Source organism: Polaromonas sp. P1_F8 (assembly GCF_056405635.1).
On sequence record NZ_JBFUBS010000003.1, the window covers coordinates 524034 to 541468 of the forward strand.

At 58.3% G+C, this 17435-nt stretch carries 23 protein-coding genes; 17 read left to right on the top strand and 6 right to left on the bottom strand.

The features are described from left to right. Window positions 1-440 precede the first annotated feature (440 nt). The 14 genes from AC1D1J_RS14395 (at window position 441) to AC1D1J_RS14460 (ending at window position 10415) form a co-directional block, all read left to right on the top strand. Window positions 441-1193 carry a transglycosylase domain-containing protein gene (locus tag AC1D1J_RS14395; RefSeq protein ID WP_477686718.1) on the top strand — a complete coding sequence of 251 codons (753 nt, stop codon included), beginning with the start codon at window positions 441-443 and terminating at the stop codon, window positions 1191-1193. Between the two features lie 104 nt (window positions 1194-1297). Beyond that, a complete protein-coding gene (locus AC1D1J_RS14400) occupies window positions 1298-1645 on the top strand; it encodes an iron chaperone (RefSeq protein WP_477695016.1) in 348 nt (115 codons plus the stop codon). 670 nt (window positions 1646-2315) lie between these two features. Beyond that, a complete protein-coding gene (locus AC1D1J_RS14405) occupies window positions 2316-2789 on the top strand; it encodes a hypothetical protein (protein ID WP_477695017.1) in 474 nt (157 codons plus the stop codon). Between the two features lie 104 nt (window positions 2790-2893). Further along, entirely contained in the window at window positions 2894-3286 is a 393-nt protein-coding gene (locus AC1D1J_RS14410; RefSeq protein ID WP_477686721.1) for a hypothetical protein, read from the top strand. Between the two features lie 164 nt (window positions 3287-3450). Continuing rightward, complete coding sequence (locus tag AC1D1J_RS14415; protein WP_477686722.1) at window positions 3451-4272, top strand: DUF4261 domain-containing protein; 822 nt, start codon at window positions 3451-3453, stop codon at window positions 4270-4272. 97 nt (window positions 4273-4369) lie between these two features. Continuing rightward, on the top strand, window positions 4370-5047 hold the full coding sequence (locus tag AC1D1J_RS14420) for a DUF1444 domain-containing protein (RefSeq protein WP_477671182.1): 678 nt from the start codon (window positions 4370-4372) through the stop codon (window positions 5045-5047). 97 nt (window positions 5048-5144) lie between these two features. Then, entirely contained in the window at window positions 5145-5639 is a 495-nt protein-coding gene (locus AC1D1J_RS14425) for a hypothetical protein (protein WP_477695018.1), read from the top strand. Between the two features lie 102 nt (window positions 5640-5741). Further along, window positions 5742-6329, top strand: coding sequence for a hypothetical protein (locus tag AC1D1J_RS14430; protein ID WP_477695019.1), 588 nt, complete (start codon window positions 5742-5744; stop codon window positions 6327-6329). Between the two features lie 513 nt (window positions 6330-6842). Then, window positions 6843-7202 carry a hypothetical protein gene (locus tag AC1D1J_RS14435; RefSeq protein ID WP_477695020.1) on the top strand — a complete coding sequence of 120 codons (360 nt, stop codon included), beginning with the start codon at window positions 6843-6845 and terminating at the stop codon, window positions 7200-7202. A gap of 108 nt (window positions 7203-7310) precedes the next feature. Then, on the top strand, window positions 7311-8159 hold the full coding sequence (locus tag AC1D1J_RS14440; RefSeq protein ID WP_477695021.1) for a DUF1444 domain-containing protein: 849 nt from the start codon (window positions 7311-7313) through the stop codon (window positions 8157-8159). A 104-nt stretch (window positions 8160-8263) separates the two neighbouring features. After that, a complete protein-coding gene (locus tag AC1D1J_RS14445; RefSeq protein ID WP_477695022.1) occupies window positions 8264-8842 on the top strand; it encodes a pyridoxine/pyridoxamine 5'-phosphate oxidase in 579 nt (192 codons plus the stop codon). 130 nt (window positions 8843-8972) lie between these two features. Then, window positions 8973-9416, top strand: coding sequence for a DUF4826 family protein (locus AC1D1J_RS14450; RefSeq protein WP_477695023.1), 444 nt, complete (start codon window positions 8973-8975; stop codon window positions 9414-9416). 66 nt (window positions 9417-9482) lie between these two features. Then, complete coding sequence (locus tag AC1D1J_RS14455; RefSeq protein ID WP_477695024.1) at window positions 9483-9950, top strand: hypothetical protein; 468 nt, start codon at window positions 9483-9485, stop codon at window positions 9948-9950. Between the two features lie 264 nt (window positions 9951-10214). Then, complete coding sequence (locus AC1D1J_RS14460) at window positions 10215-10415, top strand: hypothetical protein (RefSeq protein ID WP_477646891.1); 201 nt, start codon at window positions 10215-10217, stop codon at window positions 10413-10415. 132 nt (window positions 10416-10547) lie between these two features. Here the strand turns inward: AC1D1J_RS14460 and AC1D1J_RS14465 are convergent, their stop codons facing one another. The 3 genes from AC1D1J_RS14465 to AC1D1J_RS14475 all read right to left on the bottom strand — a co-directional run bounded on the left by AC1D1J_RS14465 (window position 10548) and on the right by AC1D1J_RS14475 (window position 12592). After that, the gene (locus AC1D1J_RS14465; RefSeq protein WP_477686729.1) at window positions 10548-11159 is read right to left on the bottom strand and encodes a hypothetical protein; all 612 of its coding nucleotides are present in this window, start codon (window positions 11157-11159) and stop codon (window positions 10548-10550) included. Between the two features lie 164 nt (window positions 11160-11323). Beyond that, window positions 11324-11617 carry a YciI family protein gene (locus AC1D1J_RS14470; RefSeq protein WP_477695025.1) on the bottom strand — a complete coding sequence of 98 codons (294 nt, stop codon included), beginning with the start codon at window positions 11615-11617 and terminating at the stop codon, window positions 11324-11326. A gap of 63 nt (window positions 11618-11680) precedes the next feature. Then, the gene (locus AC1D1J_RS14475; RefSeq protein ID WP_477695026.1) at window positions 11681-12592 is read right to left on the bottom strand and encodes a LysR family transcriptional regulator; all 912 of its coding nucleotides are present in this window, start codon (window positions 12590-12592) and stop codon (window positions 11681-11683) included. A 168-nt stretch (window positions 12593-12760) separates the two neighbouring features. Between AC1D1J_RS14475 and AC1D1J_RS14480 the strand changes: the two genes are divergently transcribed. Further along, on the top strand, window positions 12761-13003 hold the full coding sequence (locus AC1D1J_RS14480) for a hypothetical protein (RefSeq protein ID WP_477695027.1): 243 nt from the start codon (window positions 12761-12763) through the stop codon (window positions 13001-13003). Window positions 13004-13051: 48 nt separating this feature from the next. On the opposite strand, the gene AC1D1J_RS14485 is transcribed toward AC1D1J_RS14480, so the two are convergent. The 3 genes from AC1D1J_RS14485 to AC1D1J_RS14495 all read right to left on the bottom strand — a co-directional run bounded on the left by AC1D1J_RS14485 (window position 13052) and on the right by AC1D1J_RS14495 (window position 15660). Then, complete coding sequence (locus AC1D1J_RS14485) at window positions 13052-14155, bottom strand: lipocalin-like domain-containing protein (RefSeq protein WP_477695028.1); 1104 nt, start codon at window positions 14153-14155, stop codon at window positions 13052-13054. Between the two features lie 17 nt (window positions 14156-14172). Beyond that, window positions 14173-15252 (bottom strand): PLP-dependent cysteine synthase family protein, encoded by a 1080-nt coding sequence (locus AC1D1J_RS14490; RefSeq protein ID WP_477695029.1) that lies wholly within the window; start codon window positions 15250-15252, stop codon window positions 14173-14175. A 78-nt stretch (window positions 15253-15330) separates the two neighbouring features. Beyond that, the gene (locus AC1D1J_RS14495) at window positions 15331-15660 is read right to left on the bottom strand and encodes a DUF1127 domain-containing protein (protein ID WP_477695030.1); all 330 of its coding nucleotides are present in this window, start codon (window positions 15658-15660) and stop codon (window positions 15331-15333) included. On the opposite strand from AC1D1J_RS14495, the gene AC1D1J_RS14500 reads away from it, so the two are divergent. Next, entirely contained in the window at window positions 15659-16552 is an 894-nt protein-coding gene (locus AC1D1J_RS14500; RefSeq protein WP_477667501.1) for a LysR family transcriptional regulator, read from the top strand. The genes AC1D1J_RS14495 and AC1D1J_RS14500 overlap by 2 nt on opposite strands. Window positions 16553-16748: 196 nt before the next feature. After that, window positions 16749-17414, top strand: coding sequence for a glutathione S-transferase family protein (locus AC1D1J_RS14505; RefSeq protein WP_477695031.1), 666 nt, complete (start codon window positions 16749-16751; stop codon window positions 17412-17414). Window positions 17415-17435: the final 21 nt, after the last annotated feature.

Consider the following 17435-nt stretch of genomic DNA (forward strand, 5'->3'; position numbering starts at 1 on the left):
GGTGATCGGGTCGTTGTGCCTTCGCGCTGCCGCGTCGTATGTGCTCGAGCGCTGGGGCCGCAGCACGAAAGGTGCAGTGGTACGTTCAGTAGAGAAGAATGACGATGGAGGCGTGGTGTACGTCGTGTCTTATGAATTCACAGCCACTTCGACGTCCGGTGCGCCTCAGATTCAAGCGGGGAAGCAGACGACGCGCTATAGCTTTCGTGCCAGGGACATTGTTGCCGTTCGATATTGGCCGAAATGGCCGAGGCTCAACCGAATTGCGGAGCGCGCCGTCTGAAGGCGGCAAGGACACGGGAGATGCCGTCTAACATGTCAATCGACACGCATCCACGACAGCAGGAGGCGGCTTCGCCGCTTGTGTCGGTAGTCTGGTCATCTTTGCGTTAGGCGTCACCAACTTCCCTCGCACATCACTCTCCAGCATCAGCCACAACATGAAGATCGGTCAAGCAATCATTCGCGCGGCCTTATGGCTCTCAGGTACAGGTGCACTTGCCCTGGTGGTTGCGGCCGGCTATTACGCCAACGAAGTGAGGGTTGCCAGGGTTGCAACACCGTCTCTGGTTTCCGAAACCTGGAAGCGCTTTGGGGCCCGGCTGAAACCCACAGACTTGTCGAAGGACAGGCAAGCCATGTTGTTGGCAGTCGAAGACCCGGCGTTCACCCGGCATCACGGCGTTGATCTTGAAACTCCCGGCGCAGGAATGACGACCATCACGCAAGGTTTGGTCAAGCTCATTTACTTCCCAGGCGGGTTCAAGCAAGGTATCGCCAAAGTTCGCCAGACGCTGATTGCACAGTACGCTCTGGATTCGCTGGTTTCCAAGAACGATCAAATGCAACTGTTCCTGAATATCTGCTACCTGGGCAGCAGGAACGGCCAGCCTGTTCATGGCTATGCGGCCGCCGCACAGGCATATTTCGGCAAGAGCTTTTCGGAACTCACTGACGAAGAGTTCCTGTCGCTCGTTGCAATGCACATAGCCCCCGATAACCTGAAGCCTGGGACGCCCGAAAACACCCAACGCGTTCAACGTATTCACGCCTACCTCTCTGGCAAGTATCGACCTGCGAGCCTGCTGGATGTTGACTACGACGGAAAGCAACACGGAACACTGGCGGAAGAAGCCCTTATGTCATTCTTGCGGCTTGTCACCGACGCAAGGCCTGAGCGCGCTGGCAGCTAACGCACTTGACTTGCCGTGGTGCCCAGCCTTTTAATTGAGAGAACACGTCCCGGCAAGCCGGGTCACGCCTCACATCTCAAGCGTTAGGCAACACAAATTACGCCATGGCTTTCGCATCACATGAAGAGTACTTCGCGAGCGTGCCCGCTGAGTCGCGCCTTCAGCTCCAATCCATTCAGGAAAAAGTGGAGACCTTGGTGCCTGGCGCCTCGCGCTGCATAAGCTACAACATGCCCGCGTTCAAGCGCGGTCGCGTGTTCTTCTACTTCGCTGCATTCAAGAAACACATTGGTGTCTATCCGCCCGTCACGCAAGATGCACGCCTCATGCAGGAACTCGCGCCATACCGTGGCGAAAAGGGTAACTTGTCTTTCCCGCTGAAGGAGGAGCTTCCAATTGAGCTCATTGGCCGGGTTGCCCTGGCGTTGTCGCAAGAGTACGGCCGCAAGTGAGCAATGAGCGTGGTCTCTGACCCTTCGTTGCTTTCTGGAGTTCTCCACGCCGCATACAGGGAAGGGTTGTCCGCGCCGACGCTGCAGCTGCGTACGTCGAGGCCGGCTTCTGTATGAGCTGGAACAAAGACTGCGCCTTGTTCGTCGTCTTTGCTATCAAATCAGTAGCTGCTTGCGCTCATCTGCATTGGTCTTGGGGTCTGTTTCGCATATGAAAATGCCCAAAAACAATTGATTTCGGCGCTGCCATACCTCGCAAAAGACCCTGTAGTGGCCTCCAAAGAGCGGTTTTGACCTCTTTTTATGCATGGAGACTGGCTGCAGACCAATGTGGACGGGCGCAAGAAGCTATTAAATCAATAGCATTTCGAGCAGGAGGGGGCCCATTTGATGACCGGACACATGCGCGTCCGTGCTTGTCTGTCGCATCTACGCCATAGATTCCAAAGCGTTCTTGGCGAGGTCGATTCTCATGGTGATAATCGCCGTGAATTACCTCCCCAGGTGAACTGATGAAGCCGCAGGTCTCACGACCGGAGGCCCGCCTGGGATGGGAATCCTTGCATTCTTGCGAGACAAGCGACGAGCACTGGGTAAGGACCCCGTGCGTTCGTCACTGATGTACTTCTGATATTGGGGGATTGCTTTGAGCCTGACAAAGATTTCACTTGTGCTGTTCATTGGGGGCCTGGTATGGCTTGGCGCCGAGTATGCGGAGGACCGCAAGCGCCCCTCGCGCCACAAGGTCCCTTCCGAGGCCGAATTGAGCACTGCTACCGGCAAAGCCCTGAGCGCCCGTGTTGTTGAGCGCAAGACCAAAAAGGGTGTACTGGCGAGCCGCTATGCGGAGCTGGACATACAAACCTCCGCAGGCATCGAGACTGTGCGCGTGGGCGAGCCGAATTCTGAGCGCGCGCTGGACGGGCTGGGCGGCGAAACCGTGACAGCCAAGTTCGATCCGAAGGATGAAAAGTCGGTGTTCAGTCTGAGCACCCCAAGCCGCCAGGTAATCGCGTACCGGGATACAGCTGCGTTCAAGGCCAAGCTTGTCGAGGGCAACAGCGGCGGCTACACCATTGGCTGGATCGCAGTGGCGTTGGGCGTTCTTGGCTTCTGGTTTGGCCGTAAGGTGGCCGCGAGCTAACCAAAAGCGCAGTGGCTTTGTCACGTCCTGACTCTTTCATAAACCGAAGTTGCTCCGGCAAGCTGGGCAGTGCCGGTTGTCTCAAACGTTAGGTGTCACTAGCCATGCAAAAACTTCTGCTCGTCGGTGCGTGCTGGGCCTTCTGGTTGATCTATGTCGTCGCCACCGTCAAGACCGATCTGAGAGCTGGCATCTCCTTGTGGCCATTCGTCAAGATGGCAGTCGGTGCCGTTGTTGCTGGATACGTCAGCTCAGTCCTTCTGCGCCCGTCAACCGAAGCTCAGGATGAAGCCGAAGAATCCCACTGGCGGCCTATGCCGCTGTTGATCAGGGTTGTCCTGGCAGTCGCAATCTTCACCGTAGGCCTTGGCCTGATCGCCATGAGCCTGGTTACCTCTTTGTTTGGTGTCATCGGAGTGGTTATCGGGATTGCCTGCTTGCCCATAGCGCTCTACTTTCTTGTCGCCGGCAAATACAATCCGCACGGTGTACCTTGAGTGCTTTAGAAGGGGCACCGAACCCTTCTATCGGGGGGGCTGATCGGAAGACCGGTCAGCACGGCCCTTCCAAAGCGTTCAGCCGTGCACGTGACGGCAATTCCACTCTTGCTGTCTGACGCGGACTACTGGCTTAATACGCGGAAAGCATCACACACAACACCATGCGTTCACTTCTAGCCCTGCTTGCGTTTGTCCTCATCTCAACACTTGCCACGGCTGCAGAGCCCAGCAAGGTCAGAGCTAGCTCGTTTGTACTTCTTGCTGAATCAAGGCTTCCCGATGCAGCGGCCTTCCGTGCACAGCTCGAGGTGCGGCTCAAGGGAAGGGTCAAGATTGATGACATGGAAACAGACGGCCAAAAGGTCATTCTTCTTCGATCGCGGGGTGGCACCGTGATGATTGGGCTGATCGATGCGCCCCTGCCAAAAGGCCAGATTGACGACTTGTGCCAAGGCGCCTGGTACTGGAAGAGGGCCTGCGAAGAGACTGCCCGGCACAAAGCCCACGTCTACGTCAGTATTCTGGACACGAATCTCGATCAGCTGGACGCTTATCTCTTGCAGACCGACGTGGTGGCAACGCTGATGGACCAGAATGCCATCGCAAGCTATTGGGGCGCCAGCTTGCAGTCCCGAGAAGCGTTCCTGAAACAGAGCGCGCAGGCCAGTCGGGCGGGGCCGCCCGTTTGGCTCTGGACTAACTTTCGTATCTCAACCGATCTGGAGAAGGGGTTCTCGCTGTCCACACAAGGAATGGAGAAGTTTGACCTGCGGGAAATCGAAGCCAAGGACGTGAACCGAAATGGCCTGGAAGTTTTCTCCCTGCTCATGAACATGGCCCAGTATCTCGTCAGCAGTGGACCGGTGATTAAAGACGGGGAAACGATAGGCGCTTCACCAGCGTTGAACATCAGGGTTCACCAGGGACCGTCTTATTGGCGGGAAGGTGTCACAGTCTACAGAGTGATGTACCCAAAAGAATGATTTGATGTCCGGATCAGATTGCAAGCGCCAGGCTATACCGCAGGGTTTGCGGCATACATTACATTCGGCGTCACTATCTAACTTTGCGTACCCAGTCATGATTCGAAAACTCCTGTCACTTCTCATCTCCTTTGCCGCATCTTCCGTCGCTTTCGCACAACCGGCTCAGTCGTTCGACAACAGCTCCTCGAACCTCATGGTGGTGTTACGGGAGTCTGTTGGTTCGAACAGGCAGGACGAATCGCTGGTGCCAATGGGCAAAACCAAGGTCAAGCTTGCGGACGGCAAGGAAATCGAAATCGAAACGGGATGGTACTCGTACATCGGAGACATGCACGTTCGTTTTGTCTTCGATACACCCACGTCAATGCCGAACGCCTCTCCGAAAGACCTGGAGCGCTTGAGGCTCACGCCGGAGGCAGCGCTCGAGCTTGCGGTCAGCAACATCAAGCGTGTGTATGGAGAGCCCAAGGCGACTCCCTGGAACGATCTCATGCAGGTCAAAGGAACGTCGCCCGATCTCGACAGCAGCTATTTCCTCGACCGGGAGTTTTGGCTGGGTCTGCTCAAACAACATCCTGAAGGTGTTGTTGCCCTCGTTGCGAAGCGTGGTGGTTTACTCTACTCACCCTTGTCGGATCAAAAGGCCGTCGAGGGAATGCGAAAGGGAGTTGAGTATTTGCACTCCAGCAGCGAACGTCTTCGCGTCTCTTCTGCGCTGTATCTTTTCAAGGACGGAAAGTGGTCAGTCTTCCAGGCTCCAGTGGCGAGGTAGTGGAGCACCGCGTGACGCCTAACCCTTTCATCGGGAGGGCGTTCAACATTGGGCTTCGCCTGCTGTCGGCCGCCTCTCATGTCAAACGTTAAGCCGCATGAAACGCTTTACCATCACCCTCATCCTTTGTATCGCAGCGTCTGGTGCATCGGCCCATCAAGACAGACGACTTTCGCTGTCTTCGGGAGGAGCAATCCCCGAACTGCCTCCCCGGTACGCAGCAACGCGCGTTCAGATCGAGTTCTCGAAGGGCAGAGCAGGAAGGCTCACGAAGCTGACACTAACTTCCGTCGGAAAGAGCACTGTCGTAAAAGGCTGCTTGCTCGAACTTGTCCCTGCCAGTTCGCGGAAAGGAGTTGCCCTGGCTGGGTCCTGGTATCACGACAAGCAATTCCTGCCCGACTACATCCAGGTTCTGTTCAAGACGTCGCCCTTGCCTCCCGGCCTTCCAGAAGAGCCTGGCGTCTTGTTCCTATTCAGCCTGGAAGACGCACGCCTACCTGAGGTCAAGAAGATAGTTCCGCTTCCCCAAGAACACGCGGTCGAGTATCAAGAAATAGCGCTACATGATGGTTGCCCCGGCAAGCCGTAGGCCACGTCGCCGTATGCGGCCTAACCCCTTGCTCAAGCGCCGACGCGCTACGGCAAGCCGTCTCGCCTCCGCGCGTGTCTTTGCTCGAGCGTTAGGCCTCACATGACTATCTGGCGATTCATCTTGCTTGGACTCGCATGGGGCTTGGCCATGTTGGTCTTCTTTCTTTATGATTTTCGAGGCGGTTCGAATCCAGTCCTTACGCTTCTTCTGGTAACGGGCCTATTTTTGATTGGTGGCGTCCTGTTTGGTGTTTTCATGTTCCTCTTAACGAAAGTCACTGCTCGTGTTGCCGGTTTCGACATATCGAAGACTCAAAAGACAAAGCTTGGACTTCGGAGCTCGATTCTCATCGCCGCGGGTATCGTGCCTTCTGTGGCAATCATCGGGGTCGTATTCACGCTTCAATACGAATTTTTGTGGGTGGCACTGGCGGCATGCTTGGGGCCCACACTTGTTCTCTTGCCGGGCTCGGCCAAGTCAATCAGTGGCCGATTGCTGTTCGTTCGATGCATTGGTTCGGTGACAGTGGGTGCACTCGCCGCCGCTACAGCCGGCGCATTGTTGATGTCCTTTGAGTTGAGTCCAGTGTTTCTGTTGACGTGCGTTGCATATGCGGCGGCTTGGACTATCGCTCAAGTTATTTCTATATTGGTTCGTCCGCATTTCAGTCAGGAGGCAGGGCAGTGACGGCGAAATCCAACATGTCGCTCGATGCGGACCCACAACTGCAGAAGGCCGATTCGCCGCGAGTATTGCCGTCCGGTCAGCTCCAACGTTGTCCAGCATCAATTCGCAGCGTAGGCATGCGAACCGAAATGGCATGAGAGCTTCGACCTGGCTTCGGTGCGTTGGCTACTCTGTCGTAGTCATTGCTTTACTGCTGCTTTTGGGGGTTGGCGACCTGCTGCCAGTTGACTTTTTTCTTTGGCTTCAAGTTCTCTGGTCTGGCGCTTCGACTCCGCGCTACATGCGTGTCGTTCCCACCAGGGAGTCAAGTATGCTCGTGTGGGGTTTGCTGGCATTTGGCCTCATCCTGATTGCGGCGGGTTGGGCGCTAAGGCCGAAACGAGCGAAGAAGTGACTTATGGTGACTTATGCATAACATGTCAATCGACACGGATCCACAACAGCAGGAGGCGGCTTCGCCCCGAGTCTTGGTGGTCCGGTCATCTTCACGTTAGGCTCCTTCTTCCCTACCTCATGCTAGCAAAGCTATTCGCCGCACTCCTGGCACTCTCTGGAGTACTGCTGGTCCTTGTAGGGAGCGCGGCCATCATCCAGGCCGAGCCCAACTCACCCATGTTCTTTGGAATGCTATCTGCCATCGTCGCGTTCGGAGTGGGCTGCCTCATCGCCTCCATCGGTGTCTTCAGAAAGCGGCGATACGGCTTCGTTTTATGCATTGGCCTGGGCGTAAGTGCCGCCGGCCTCGCGCTTATCGTTTCTGAATCTGTAGGCCAGGGAGTACTCTGGCCAATCTTTGCGTTCATGACGGCCAGCGGCGCTGCCGGCCTGTTTGTGAAGTCAGGCGCCGATGCTACGGGAAGAGCCGAGCCGTGACCAATCGTTCGATTTTCTTGATGGCATATTGCCTTCGCTCTGCAGCCTGACAGCTCACGTCGAACTTTCGGCGTCTTTCAGCGTCACCAATTTGCAAGGGAGCTAGTTTTGAACAAAGCATGTGCAGTATCGGCAAGTTTGTTGGCCTTCTTCTCAGTTGAAGCCGCAGCCCAAGCCATACCAATGGAGGACCAGACATTTACTGAATTTGCCGCACAAGCAGTACGGCGCGAGGTTGGCGACACGCCTGTCTCAATAAAGGGGCCACTTACATTGTCGGTTGGCGCCTTGCAGGCCAATCTAGAGAGGGTTTTCGGTTTTTGCCGCTCTAATAATTCTGGTTGCGTATCCGAAATCGACCGGTATGCCAAGGGCGTGGCGCAAGTGCTAAAACAACAGAATGCGCCGGTAGATAAAAGCTCAGTGCGTCTCGTTGTCCGGTCAAGCGAATATATCAAGCGAGCGCAGGAATCTTTGGGTAGTGATGGCCCGACGCTTCAGGCGAAACCACTCGTTGAAGGGCTGGTATCGGTAGCCGTGCTCGATACGCCGCGCGCGGTGAGACCGCTTGATGATCGCGACCTGAGAAAGCTCAACATGTCACAGAATCAGCTATTTGAACTTGGTGGTGAGAATCTGCAGGCCACACTGAAACCTCTCGCTGACAGCGCGAAGCCCGTCGGAAGCGGGCAGATTGGAGCTATTCCAGGTGGCGTGTATGAGGTCGGCCGCGTCGCCATTCTTTCTCAGTGGGCACCTCTTGCAAATGCTCAGCAAGGTCTCCTTGTTATAGCTCTTCCAACAACGGATATGGTCTTGTACATATCGGAATCCACTCCGTCAGCAATAGATGCACTTCGGGCGCTCTCCAAAGACACCGCTGCAAAATCATCCAATCCTCTTTCGCCAAGCACCGTACTCAAATGGACCGCTGAGCGATGGATGCCCGTACAGTGAGTGCCAAGGTGGCCGCATCAATGCCTGACCCTTCCATCAAGAGGGCGCACCCCGGCATGCCGGGTCGAGCCGCTCATCTCAAACCTTAGACATCAAGAGAAAATATGCACAGTCCCGTTGAGCGCTTCAAAACTGTATGGCTCGACGCCAGGAGCCGCGGGTCGTCCAGGCACAGGAACGCTGTTTGTGTTTCCACCATCGATGCGGATGGATACCCCAGTTCGCGATTTGTCGATTTGAAGGAAGCGGAAGAGACGGGTTTCGTCTTTTGCACGCATTTGGACTCTGGCAAGGCCTTGGACATCGCTCGCAACCCCAAGACCGGCATCACGCTGTGGTGGGAGCATATCGCCACGCAAGTACGCATCAAAGGCGTTTGTACGGTAATACCGGAACAGGAGGCCGAAGTACATTGGGCGGGCCGTCTGCGGGATGCCCAAATTGCCACAGCGACATTTCAGCAGAGCCGTCCGCTTGCAAGCCTCGAGTCGCTTTCGGATCAATACGGACGCGCCGTAGCTGCGTACGACGGCAAGCCAATCCCTCGCCCCGCGAACTGGGGCGGATTCAGGCTCCGGGTCGAGCACATTGAATTTCTGGAGTTCAAAGAGAGCCGCCTGCATGCACGGACGGCCTATTCCCGCATCGGTTCCCGCTGGGAGCAAGCGTTCCTGCAACCTTAGGGTATCTCGCCGGGAGTAACCCATCATCTGAGCGGACCGCAACAGCAGGCCACGTGACACCGTGCTGTTAGTTCCGGTTCCGCGCGGCCTGCTGCTACAGTCCACTCAGCCCAAATGTTAGGCCTTAACAATGCCCGATTACGACAACCCCGAAGTTGAAGCTCAGTGGTGTGCAGAGCGCCGTGCTGAAGTATCCGAATACTTGCAGCGAGAAGGCTTGGTGCATGGCCGGATCGGTGTTGAGCCTGCGTGGCACCTTGCCCCCTATGTCTCAATTTGGACCGTCGAAAGCCTTGAGAGCCCTGGTTCAGTGGGCTGGTGGGCTATCTCTGGCGATATGCCGAACGACTATGTTTCCTCAAGCAAGGCTGGAACTCCACGGGAGGCGGTACATGCCATCGCTTCACTCTGGCAGGACGCGGCTCGATGCATGGCGCGTGGGGAGCGCCACCCAACGTTTGTCATTGGTACGGGAGAGAACATGGAAGAACTCGCCCCCATGCTCGCATCGAGGGCGGGGTTACTGCTGGAATGGGCCGATGACCCTGCGGTGTGGGAAGAAGATGAGCTTTAACCCGCTTCAAGTTTTTTCTCTAATGACCTCGGTCTGCTCGCATCACAGGCCTGAGCCTTACTTCGGGTGGGCACGCAAACCTTAAGTTCTTCGCATATGCCATCAACAAATCAAGCCCTGTTCATTTTTCTCGCGTGGTCTGGCGTTCAGGCCGCATTGCTTCTTGCGTCGCTGCGTTCCAGGCAACCCTTGCCGGAATTGCTCGCAGCTGTAGAGACAGTCGAGCCTTCGATGGCGCCGGCGGAAAAAGGTGACATGGCCAGAGGATTCCTCTGGATCAGCGTTGTCTGGTTCGCCCTGGCCACAACCATTGCGGCGGTCTCTTTCAATTCGGCATCAAAAGGAAGCCTGTGGGGCCTGGCCGTTTTTACCGCCATAGGTGGCTGGTCGCTCTACGACGCAGCGTCAAGCCCTGTCGTTCTGGGCCGCATGTACCCAGGGAGCATTAAATGGACAAACTGGCTTACAGCTGTATTGAGCTCAACGGTCTGGTTATTGCTCTTTGTGATGCTGGCCATTCAATGGCTCTCCTGAAGCCGCCTGGCCTTCTTATCTCAAACGTTAGGCGTCATGATGACCATTTATGCAACCAGCAAGGTCGTACACGCTGCGCTGAAGCGCGCGCTCAGTCCATGGTTTACGGCGAACGGCTGGAAGCGGCGGCCCGGTTACTCCCTGAATCTTTGGGTCGATTTTCTGCTTCCGAGGTTTCCGCACCTTCTGCGTCGAAGTGAAGGGCAGGATTTCACCGCACAATGACGCTCATCATCCATACGCCTCCAACCATCCAGCTCACACATGGAATCTCCCAAACTCAGAGTCGGCCAACCGATTACGCCCGAGCAGTTCGACGAACTCACGGACGCGCAGCTGTCACGGCTCGTTCCCAAGGCGTATCGTGAATTTTTCCCCGGCAAAGACTTTTGCGCCGACGGGTACTTCTATCTTCACGACGGAACGGCCTGGAGCTTTTATCGAGGGGATTTCCTTGATGAATAGTGTTTTTTCCGTCGGCAAATGCGCCCTGGTAACACCTGTGGATGTCACCGTCGTTTTTTCCATAAAGGCGTGGAAGTGTTTCACACATCAGTAGCGCGAGCATGAGTCGGGAAGCAGGAGCTACCCGTTTAACTATCTACCGCCACTGATCAGCACGCTATAAGCCTCACGCGTCTCCGGCGACACGGAATCCACCAGCTGCGCATGCGGCGTCTTGTGGCGCACCAGAACGCGAGCCGAGGCGATGGCCTTTGATTTGCAAAACCAGTGGCAGGTGTGCTGCATCAGGAAGAGTTCGGCCGACATCGTGAAGGCCTTGGCCTTTGGGCTAAGCCCGGCCGCATTTTGGGCCACGCGCGCAATGCCGGCGGCGTGAATCGCCAGGGCAATGCGCATGTCGAAGCTCATGGCCGGCAGGATCAGGGTGGCAAATGGAAAACTGATGGGCAGCCGGCTCACGCGCGCGTCGGGTTCAGGCACCCTGGCAAACTCTGTCGCAAATTTACTGAACTGCACAGCCAGCTGCGCTTCAGAGTTGGCCAGTTGTTGCCAGACCTGCTCGCGCCGCTCGGGTTCTTTTTCGCCGAGTGCCCGCAGGTAACCGTCGGCAAGCGTCTCCATGAGCTTTTCAATCTGGTAATTGCCCAGGTGGCTGCCCAGCAGTGCTATGCGTTGGCGTTCTTCCCTGGCTTTCAGGAGGTAGGTGCCGATGGCGACAAAGGTCACCAGGAGAAAAAAGTCCATTTCAGTTCCGGTTGCATGTGTCAAGCGCTGGCAAGGATCTTGTCAGCATGGGTTGAGTGTAGTCACGCAACCCTTTCCCGCGCTGACTGCCGCGTAACACCCCTGACCCCTGATTCCCTTCTGTCTTTGATGGTGAAACCGGTGCAACGATTCGTGGGTTCTGCTTACAAAATCACCTGTCTCTCGGCCAGTGCCTTGCCCCAGGTCAGCAACCGGTAGCTGCGATGAGCCGGTACATAGTAGGGGTCGTTCTCGATCAGCTCCACGGCGCGCGCTCTGGACGCAACCTCCATGACCCAGAGGCCTCCCACAAAGCTTTCGCCGGGCGCTTCACGCAAACCGCCTGCAATGAGGATTTCGTCCTGGTGTTGCCGAAGATAGACAAGGTGAAGGGGTTCGCGCTCCTGCCGGATCGCCAGCATGGCGGGTGTGTCGTCAAATAGGGCTATCCAGCGCATTGGGCCATCCTGATTGAAGTGATGAATGAAGTGATGAAGGTGAGGGGCTTGGGGCTGCGAGATTCACGATGAAGTTTGTTTGCCCTTGCCGGGGGCTTTTGGCGGCCTGGCAGTGCGAACCTTGCCGCCCTGGCTTCCCGCCGCGGCTTGCCTTAAGCCTGCCAGGGCGGGTTCCAGTACTTTCATGTCTGCGTTGGCCGCGTAGACGGCATAAGCGGGGTACAAAAACTCGGGCTTGCCTGGCACGCAGAACAGGCGGCCTTCCTTTATGTGATTGCGCACCACGTTTTGCCGGAAATAGCCGGCACCGCCCACAGCAAGCAGGTACTCCAGCCCCAATGGCCCCAGGCTGGAGGAGACCCCGACGCTGGAAAGCTCCGGGAACGCCAGGCTGTGCTGTGCCGAGAATTCACGCCCCCAGTCCACGTAGACGTAGTCGGCGGGCTGCGGCATCTCGAGCTTGGGGGAGGTGGTGACCAGCACCAGCTTTTCTTCGATCAGCAGTTCGATCCTGAGGCCGGGGCGCTGCCGTGGTGCATAGGCAATGACGATGTCCAGTGTTCCATGGGCCACGCGTTCCAGCAGATCTTCTGCAACACCCACCTCGGTGCGAAGCGCCAGGTCGGGCGCGTTTTTTCGCATCCAGAACAGCCAGTCGAGCATCAGCGGTTGCCAGAGGCTGATTTCACAGCCAACGGTCACCAGCGCGCGGCGCCCGGGTGGCACGGCCATCTGGTGGCGGGCGCGCTCCCAGACTTGTACCAGCGTCATGGCGTGCCGTACAAACTGCTCGCCTGCGGGCGTGAGCGACGCGCCGGCCTTGTTCCTGACGAAAAGCGTGCGTCCCAGCAGGTCCTCCAGGGTCTTCACGCGGGCGCTGACCGCGGTCTGGGTGACATGCAGCCGTTCTGCGGCCTGGACAAAGCTGTGGCAGGACACGATTTCGAGGAAGGTGCGGGCGAGGTTGATATCCATGGCGTGTCTCCCATTTTTCCGGCCTTAGAGGTCGTGCTCTAAATGCAATTTTTCTGCACTCAAACGCAATATAAGTCGTTTTACTTTTATACTCGTAAACCCTATATTCTCGTCATGACCTCTGTTTTGGCAATCGTTGCCGCTCACGTCACTTCGAAAGGACCTTCCATGACACGCACCGCATTTTTCACTGAGCCCGCTTCCGCCAACGCCTCTGTCGGCGGCCGTTCGTTGCAGGCTTCTTCTTCGTTGTCTTCTTTGCTGCGCAAGGTGATGGATGCTGCGCAATTCCTCCTGCCGGGCGCGCCATCTGTGGCCCCTGTGCCTGGTCAGCCCTACCCATGGTTGACGGCAAATATCCGCCGCAACATGAGCCCGCGCGCCCAGCGCCTGATCCGCGCCGACTATTGATCCCTTTGGGCGCTGCGCCGCAACTGCGGCCGGCGCCGGTCTGGGGCGCTACATCTTCAGGCGCTGCGCATACCCCGTCATCTCCAGGTACCCCATCCCCACGCGCTTGCCGTTGCTGTCGATCAGCTCGCTCAAGCCTTCCCAGTAAATGGCGCCTGTCGACTGGCGGCTGTCCAGCTCCTGGTTGTCGATTACCGCACGTACGGTATAAAAATCGGCCGGTGTTCGCACTATCCATTCCACTGGGTAAGTCGCTTGCGTCAGTGGGCTTTTCCAGTGGCGTACGGGTTTAAAAATCACCTCGCCGCGGCCGAAGGTGTAAAGCCCGCCCTTCGTTGAGCGGAACGAGCCGCCATCCCACAGCGTGTTGCCGTCTTTGCCGCGCAGCCTGAAAGCGGTGAGGGCGCTGCCGTCCAGCAGGTTCATGCCTATCCAGTCCCAGCCCGTGGCGTCTGAATGCAGGATCTCTTCGCTCCACTCGTGGTCCAGCCAGGCTGTTCCGGTAACGGCAAAGTTTTTTCCTTTGACTTGCAGGCTGCCGCGCGCAGCAAGCTGCGGCTGGCTGTAGTAGTAACTGGCCTGTTTTTCGTCAGGCCCTTTGCGCGACAGGCCCTTGTTGCCCTGCAGCAGCACGCCTTGCGTTTCTTCAAACTGCAGCTTGAGTGCAAAGTCGCTGGCGGGCAGTTCAGCGGTGTACCTTGCGCCTTCGGCTTTCAGGGACCAGTCGCGCAACTTGACGGCCATGTCCTGCTCGCTGGCGTTGGCAATGCCAAAACCTTCCCGTGCGATGCGCTGGTCGTGCCAGAGCTTGTTGCCCTGCACATCGGTGATGGCGGCATGCGCAAAAACCAGCTGCCTTGCGGCGAATTTTGACGACATGCCCTGCGTATCGTCCACGCGTGAACGGAAAAAGGTCAGCTGAAAGCCGAAGAGGCGACTCCCCGCTGTACCACCCGCGGCGCTGGCCGTAGCCTGGCCGGTGATGTACCACCACTCGGTGCGAAAGCCGGGATGTGCGCCGCGGTCGCGCGGGAACACCAGTGTTTTGGTGGGCAGGGCATGGGCTTCCAGGCCAGCCAGACTCGCCAGGCCGGCCGCGCCTCCCAGCAACAGCTGGCGTCTCGGCAAACCGGCGGGCAGGGGCGGGCGCATGCAGGCTCCGGGGTTCTTCAGGCCGGCACCGGCCGCATCAAGCGGTTGATCTGCTCGTTCGCTGCCGTGCAGTCGCCCATTTTTTCAGCGACCCAGCTGGCGTTGTAGTACGTGGGCAGGTAACGCTCGCCGGAGTCGCACAGCAGCGACAGGATAGAACCCTGTTCGCTGCGCGCCAGCATCTCATGCGCCAGGGTGAGCATGCCTACCAGGTTGGTGCCGGTCGAAGGCCCGACCCTGCGGCCCAGCAGCTGCGACAAGGCCTGCATGGCGGCCAGCGAGTCCACATCGGCCACTTCCACCATGCGATCTATCACCGTGCGGATAAAGCTGGCTTCCACGCGCGGGCGGCCAATGCCTTCAATGCGCGAGCCTGCACCGGTGAGACCGGCATCGCCGGTGCGGTGATAGGCGCTGAAAACAGACCCCATCGGGTCAGCCACGCACAGCTGGCTGCCGTGGCGCTGGTAGCGCACATAACGCCCGATGGTGGCGCTGGTGCCGCCCGTGCCGGCACCCACCACAATCCAGCGCGGCACCGGGTGCCGCTCGCGGGCCATCTGGCTGAACATGCTTTCGGCGATGTTGTTGTTACCGCGCCAGTCGGTGGCGCGCTCGGCATAGGTGAACTGGTCCATGTAGTGGCCGCCGGTTTCAAGCGCCACTTTGCGCGCTTCGTCGTACACCTGTACCGCGCTTTCCACCCAGTGGCAGCGCCCGCCATAGAACTCGATCTGCGCCACCTTCTCGGGCGAGGTGCTGCGCGGCATCACCGCAACAAAGGGCAAACCCAACAGCCGCGCGAAGTAGGCTTCGCTGACTGCGGTCGAGCCACTGGACGCTTCAACGACAGTGGAGTTCTCGTGGATCAACCCGTTGCACAACGCATACAAGAACAATGAGCGTGCCAGCCGGTGCTTGAGGCTGCCGGTGGGATGGGTGGATTCGTCCTTGAGGTAAAAATCAATGCCGCGCGCAGCGAACTCCGGCAGCGGCAGCGGGATCAGGTGGGTGTCGGCACTGCGCAGGTAGTCGGCTTCAATGCGGGCGATGGCGGCGCTGAGCCAGGAACTGCTGGAGGTCTGTAGGGAAGTCATTGCCCGATTCTCGCAGCAAGACCTGTTGGCGTAAAACGTCTTTTACCGGCTTGCCGGCCCGGCGCGGGGGTTTCAGCGTCATTCCCAGCGGCGGGGCCCCGGGTCATTCATCAGGCCGGGGATTTCACCGCGGCCAATGCCGAGGTCATTGAGCTGGTGGTCGTTCATCAGTCGCAGCTCATTCAGGTTCCGTCGCCTCTGCGCGTTTTTGCGCAGGGCGGCCAGAAACCTTTGGCCCAGCTTTGTGACTGGAAAGCCGGGCAGGGCTCCCGGAAAGATTCTCATTGTCTTCGTCAGCATTTCGCGCACTCCTGGTAGGAAGTGCCCTATGGTGCTGAAAATCATGATATTGTGGAAGTTGAATTTTCTGATCGAAATTATCAGAATTACTGATAGAGACACTTCCATGCGCGAATTGAACCTGGACCAATTAAGAACGCTGGTGGCCATCACAGACCTGGGCACCTTTTCTGCCGCGGCGCAGGGCCTGCACCTGGCGCAGCCCACCGTGAGCCTGCATGTGAGCGAGCTTGAAAGCCGTTTGGGCACGCCGCTGGTGGTGCGCGGCGGCCGGCGTGTGGAGCCCACACCGGCAGGCGCCGTGCTGGTTGAGCGGGCCCGCCGCCTGCTGCGCGATGCCGACGATGCGGTCGATGCGGTGAAGCGCCACGTCGAGGGCCGCACCGGCCGGGTCCGGCTGGGCACCACCACCGGCGTGCTGGTGTACTTTTTGCCGCAAGTGCTCAAGGCCATGGAACAAGCCCACCCCGACATCGATGTCGAGGTCAGTATTCTTGGTTCCGCCGACACGCTGCAGCGCTTGCTTGACGGCACGCTCGACGTCGGCCTGGTCGCCACACCGCCACCCGCGCAGCGCGGCATGGTGATCACCCACTGGCGCAGCGACCCGATGATGGCGTTTGTACCCAAGCGCTGGAAGGCGCCCAAGCACGCCACGCCCGCATGGCTGGCCACCCGCCCGCTGATCTTCAACGAAACCCCGACCCACATGTACCGCATGACCATGGCCTGGTTTGCCGACGCGGGTTTCACGCCGCGCGCGCGCATCGAACTCAATTATTCCGAGGCCATCAAGAGCCTGGTGGCCGCCGGCTACGGCGCCGCGGTGCTGCCCAGGGAGCAGTCGCTGGAGGAATCCAACGTGCGGCATGACGTACAGCTGGTGCCGCTCAAGCCCGCGCTGACGCGCCACACGGCCATGGTCCACCGCCCGCTGGATGTGCTCGACGGCGCCACCCGTAACCTGCTCAAGACGCTGGCGAGTTTTCGGCAGACCTGAGCAGGGGCGTGGCCGCGACAACGGGACGCTGCTGACGGCACCCAATTTCGCCTTTTTTTCAGAGTTCACAAAAAAAGTGGCGCAGAAATGTCGATTTGAGACTATCCCGAACGTCGTGAGGTAGGTGACCGGTCAATCGCATGTCCGGTATCAACAAAGCACTCAACCAGACATCTCAGCAAAAGGAGAAACCACCATGACCCTTCCGACGACCCCTACCATAACGGCCTTTGAACGCTCGCCCGACCGCGGCCGGGGGCTGGCGCGTGACATGCGCGTTCGCTGGGCGCTTGAAGAAGTGGGCCAGCCTTACGCGGTTCGCCTTGTTTCGTTCACGGCGATGAAGGAACCCGCGCATCGGGCGCTTCATCCTTTCGGGCAGATTCCAACCTATGAAGAAGGTGATCTCGCGCTGTTCGAGTCAGGGGCCATCGTGTTCCATATCGCAGAACGCCATCAAGGTCTGCTGCCAGCCGAAGTGAATGCCCGTGCGCGCGCCGTCACCTGGATGTTTGCCGCGCTCAACACGGTAGAGCCGCCCATCATTGACCGATCAATGGCGGTGCTCTTCGAGCGTGACAAGCCCTGGCATGCGGATCGCCTGCCCGCCCTCGAGGACAGCGTCCATGCGCGGCTGGGCGAACTTTCCATCCGGCTCGGCAATGCCGACTGGCTTGACGGTGCGTTCAGTGCTGGTGACCTGCTGATGGTGACGGTGCTGCGCAGGGCGGGCGTATCGGGGCTGCTGGAGAAATACCCGAATCTCTCAGCCTATGTCGCCCGTGGTGAAGCGCGGCCTGCCTACCAACGTGCTTTTGATGCTCAATTGGCGGTTTTCACTGGCACACCACCCATCGACTGACTGCAGGTCGCGATAGCAGCT

Bases quoted from the DNA above. Each gene is read 5' to 3' on its own strand.
- AC1D1J_RS14395 (WP_477686718.1), top strand. From the start codon at position 441: ATGAAGATCGGTCAAGCAATCATTCGCGCGGCCTTATGGCTCTCAGGT.
- AC1D1J_RS14400 (WP_477695016.1), top strand. From the start codon at position 1,298: ATGGCTTTCGCATCACATGAAGAGTACTTCGCGAGCGTGCCCGCTGAG.
- AC1D1J_RS14410 (WP_477686721.1), top strand. From the start codon at position 2,894: ATGCAAAAACTTCTGCTCGTCGGTGCGTGCTGGGCCTTCTGGTTGATC.
- AC1D1J_RS14415 (WP_477686722.1), top strand. From the start codon at position 3,451: ATGCGTTCACTTCTAGCCCTGCTTGCGTTTGTCCTCATCTCAACACTT.
- AC1D1J_RS14420 (WP_477671182.1), top strand. From the start codon at position 4,370: ATGATTCGAAAACTCCTGTCACTTCTCATCTCCTTTGCCGCATCTTCC.
- AC1D1J_RS14425 (WP_477695018.1), top strand. From the start codon at position 5,145: ATGAAACGCTTTACCATCACCCTCATCCTTTGTATCGCAGCGTCTGGT.
- AC1D1J_RS14430 (WP_477695019.1), top strand. From the start codon at position 5,742: ATGACTATCTGGCGATTCATCTTGCTTGGACTCGCATGGGGCTTGGCC.
- AC1D1J_RS14435 (WP_477695020.1), top strand. From the start codon at position 6,843: ATGCTAGCAAAGCTATTCGCCGCACTCCTGGCACTCTCTGGAGTACTG.
- AC1D1J_RS14445 (WP_477695022.1), top strand. From the start codon at position 8,264: ATGCACAGTCCCGTTGAGCGCTTCAAAACTGTATGGCTCGACGCCAGG.
- AC1D1J_RS14450 (WP_477695023.1), top strand. From the start codon at position 8,973: ATGCCCGATTACGACAACCCCGAAGTTGAAGCTCAGTGGTGTGCAGAG.
- AC1D1J_RS14460 (WP_477646891.1), top strand. From the start codon at position 10,215: ATGGAATCTCCCAAACTCAGAGTCGGCCAACCGATTACGCCCGAGCAG.
- AC1D1J_RS14465 (WP_477686729.1), bottom strand. From the start codon at position 11,159: ATGGACTTTTTTCTCCTGGTGACCTTTGTCGCCATCGGCACCTACCTC.
- AC1D1J_RS14470 (WP_477695025.1), bottom strand. From the start codon at position 11,617: ATGCGCTGGATAGCCCTATTTGACGACACACCCGCCATGCTGGCGATC.
- AC1D1J_RS14475 (WP_477695026.1), bottom strand. From the start codon at position 12,592: ATGGATATCAACCTCGCCCGCACCTTCCTCGAAATCGTGTCCTGCCAC.
- AC1D1J_RS14480 (WP_477695027.1), top strand. From the start codon at position 12,761: ATGACACGCACCGCATTTTTCACTGAGCCCGCTTCCGCCAACGCCTCT.
- AC1D1J_RS14485 (WP_477695028.1), bottom strand. From the start codon at position 14,155: ATGCGCCCGCCCCTGCCCGCCGGTTTGCCGAGACGCCAGCTGTTGCTG.
- AC1D1J_RS14490 (WP_477695029.1), bottom strand. From the start codon at position 15,252: ATGACTTCCCTACAGACCTCCAGCAGTTCCTGGCTCAGCGCCGCCATC.
- AC1D1J_RS14500 (WP_477667501.1), top strand. From the start codon at position 15,659: ATGCGCGAATTGAACCTGGACCAATTAAGAACGCTGGTGGCCATCACA.
- AC1D1J_RS14495 (WP_477695030.1), bottom strand. From the start codon at position 15,660: ATGGAAGTGTCTCTATCAGTAATTCTGATAATTTCGATCAGAAAATTC.
- AC1D1J_RS14505 (WP_477695031.1), top strand. From the start codon at position 16,749: ATGACCCTTCCGACGACCCCTACCATAACGGCCTTTGAACGCTCGCCC.